This is a genomic window from Clostridium hydrogeniformans DSM 21757, from assembly GCF_000686705.1.
Classification (GTDB): domain Bacteria; phylum Bacillota; class Clostridia; order Clostridiales; family Clostridiaceae; genus Clostridium_Z; species Clostridium_Z hydrogeniformans.
Map to the genome: position 1 here is coordinate 1 of NZ_JMLJ01000031.1, position 1,701 is coordinate 1,701.

The following is a 1,701-nucleotide window of genomic DNA, read 5'->3' on the forward strand; positions in this document are numbered from 1 at the left end:
CAGAATCATGTCAACACTTTTTTAAAAAAGTTTTTTAAACTTAAATATGTGTTGTTTTTGTTACTAAGTTTGCCATGCATATTAGCAACGTATTAAATAATATCATAATTATAATTGCATGATTATTATATTTTATTATATATATCTACTTAACCCTAGTTTTACTCTCTTTTCCTTCATTTTACTTTATTTTATATATAAAGATACACTAGGAAGAGTTTAATTGTAATATTCGCTATTTTCTTCTAAATATAATAATCTTACTTTATAAAATACCCTTCTTAATTATTAACCTTCTACATATATAGTGATCTATATTTCTAATTATCCTTTATATTATTATGATCCTGTATATAGAAATTACTCAAATCTGTTTATCTCTTCTAAAATATTATATTTAAGTGAAGTATATTTAAATATCTTTTATCATATTTTTTATTTTACTCTCTACTAAAATTCATAAAATATTTCTAAGCTATCATTACTAAATATTTATAATATATGTTGTAAAATAAAGTCTTTAAGGAAGAAAATAGAATCCTAAAATATCCAAAATAATAAAAAGAGTAAAAGTGAGGAAATAATTATGGATATTTTAATTCTTAAGAAAATTGATGGACATGAAGATGAAATTCATAAAATTAGAGATGAATTAAAGTGTGAAAAAAATGTGCATCTTTATAAAAGATATTCTGTTCTGCTTAAATACTTTGAAGGGTTTTCTAATAGAAAAATAGCTGAAATGGAAAACTTAGATGAGTATACAGTTGGCATCTACATAAAGAATTATAAACTTAATGAATTAGCGGGATTAAAAATGGGCCATAGAACTGGTGCAAAGAGAAAAATTAATGCTGAGCAAGAAAAATTAATTTTAGAAACGGTTATAACTAAAACCCATGATGAAGTTGGATTTAAAAGTAGAAAAAATTGGACTATTGAACTAATTAGACAATGGGTTATACAAGAGTTCAATATAACAATGTCGCATAGAGGAATGGCTGAAGTCTTATATAGATTGAATTTAAGCTACACGCGTCCTACTTATGTCTTAGCAAAAGCAGATAAAGAAAAACAACAAAATTTAAAAAAGGATTTTGAAGCTCTAAAAAAAGATCTTGATGGCTTAGTTGATACAATACTATTTGCAGATGAGTCAATGATTAGAGATTAGTAAGCAATACAAAAGACTTGCTTTATAAGAAGATATCAACGAAAGATACCTACTTATGGTAAGAATGCTGGGGTTAAATTAATCGGGACCTTAGATTATGTGACAGGAAAAGTATATTGTGAAGAGCATGAAAAGTATGATGCGAAGGTATTCCTTGGATTCTTAAAAGGAATCCTTTCACGATACCCCGAAGGAAAAATAATTATGATTCTAGATAATGCAAGAATCCACCATGCAAAATTAGTACAACCTTTTCTAATCAATTATTTATAACTTCTATGATTTTTTATTATTCAGCTATATTGTTAATCATTTTCTATATATATTTTTGGGGTCCAATCTTCATACATTATATATTTTATTGTATTCTCTATTCCATATATATTGCAGGAACACTAATTATTATTATATTGTAAAAATATATTTACATAGCAAAAAGACTTCATGTTTAGCATGAAGTCTTTGTTTTCACCTGGCAACCTCCTACTCTCCCACTCAGTCTCCCAAGCAGTACCATCGGCCTTCTG

The 1,701-nt window shown here is 26.4% G+C and carries 2 protein-coding genes; both read left to right on the top strand.

The window, feature by feature from the left end; genetic code table 11:
• The first annotated feature begins 586 nt into the window (after nt 1–586).
• The gene (locus tag BR69_RS20545; RefSeq protein WP_051623618.1) at nt 587–1,174 is read left to right on the top strand and encodes a winged helix-turn-helix domain-containing protein; all 588 of its coding nucleotides are present in this window, start codon (nt 587–589) and stop codon (nt 1,172–1,174) included.
• A gap of 45 nt (nt 1,175–1,219) precedes the next feature.
• The gene (locus tag BR69_RS22495; protein ID WP_423219683.1) at nt 1,220–1,447 is read left to right on the top strand and encodes a transposase; all 228 of its coding nucleotides are present in this window, start codon (nt 1,220–1,222) and stop codon (nt 1,445–1,447) included.
• Nucleotides 1,448–1,701: the final 254 nt, after the last annotated feature.